The following is a 1,328-nucleotide window of genomic DNA, read 5'->3' on the forward strand; positions in this document are numbered from 1 at the left end:
TGGCAGCACGGTATGCCTCGTTCCGCGCTGAAGACTTGGCGGCGCGGCTGTACACCGCAAGCTAGGCCCCGCGCGCTCAGGCTGCGGTAACGAACTCGCCTACACAAAGTTTTCTGCCGTGTAGGTGTGGTTGGCAGCTGATTTTTGCGCGGTCTGAGCCGAGTTTGGCCCGTTGAGCAACCACAAAGCAAAACGCCTCGCAGTGCGAGGCGTTCTAACTACTTGATTTCACTCTGTTCTTTGGAGGCGCGGGCCGGAGTCGAACCGACCTACACGGATTTGCAATCCGGTGCATAACCGCTTTGCTACCGCGCCCCGCTTAACTTGTCTTGCCCTGACGCTCTTGCGTCACGCTCTTGCGTCATCTAGGCAAAAAGGGAAGCCCGAAAGCTTCCCTTTGAATTTGGAGCGGGAGACGAGGCTCGAACTCGCGACCTCAACCTTGGCAAGGTTGCGCTCTACCAACTGAGCTACTCCCGCTTTGCCGGATCTTTCGATCCCTTGATCAACTCGCTTCGCACTGCATTGCTGCACTTGCTTCGCTGTATCAATCAAGACTCACAGTATATGTTCAAAATCGGCCGCTTCGCAAGAGCGGCCGATTTTTTTCCAACTTTCTTCAGTGCTTCAGCGCGTCGGTCGCAGGCGCAGTGGCCGGTGCCGTCGCCGCAGCGCCAGCCTCGGTCTTGCCGTCGACCTTCGGTACCTCTTCATCGGCCAGCGGTTGCGGCACCGACTCGAGTGCGATCTCCAGCACCTGGTCGATCCACTTCACCGGCACGATCTCGAGGTGGTTCTTCACGTTCTCCGGAATGTCCTGCAGGTCCTTCGCATTCTCTTCCGGGATCAGCACCGTCTTGATGCCGCCGCGGTGTGCCGCGAGCAGCTTCTCCTTCAGGCCGCCGATCGCCGTGACCTCGCCACGCAGCGTGATCTCGCCCGTCATCGCCACATCGGCACGCACCGGGATGTTGGTCAACGCCGACACGAAAGCCGTCGTCATCGCAGCACCCGCGCTCGGGCCGTCCTTGGGCGTCGCGCCATCGGGCACGTGGATGTGGATGTCGCGCTTCTCGAACATCTCGTCCTTGATGCCCAGGCGGCGTGCGCGGCTGCGCACCACCGAACGTGCAGCCTCGACCGACTCCTTCATCACGTCGCCCAGCGAGCCGGTACGGATGATGTTGCCCTTGCCCGGCATCACGGCCGACTCGATCGTCAGCAGGTCGCCGCCGACTTCCGTCCACGCGAGGCCCACCACCTGCCCCACCTGGTTGCGCTTCTCGGCCTGGCCGTAGTTGAAGCGGCGCACGCCCAGGAAGTCGTTC

The 1,328-nt window shown here is 61.5% G+C and carries 1 protein-coding gene and 2 tRNA genes; all 3 read right to left on the reverse strand.

What is annotated here, in order from left to right:
- Window positions 1–241 precede the first annotated feature (241 nt).
- Window positions 242–315, reverse strand: a tRNA-Cys gene (locus tag AC1D15_RS32555).
- An 89-nt stretch (window positions 316–404) separates the two neighbouring features.
- Window positions 405–480 (reverse strand) — tRNA-Gly (locus AC1D15_RS32560).
- A 139-nt stretch (window positions 481–619) separates the two neighbouring features.
- A partial coding sequence (locus AC1D15_RS32565) for a S16 family serine protease (protein ID WP_477829317.1) occupies window positions 620–1,328 on the reverse strand: 709 nt, incomplete at its 5' end.

Source organism: Rhizobacter sp. P2_H2 (genome assembly GCF_056403375.1).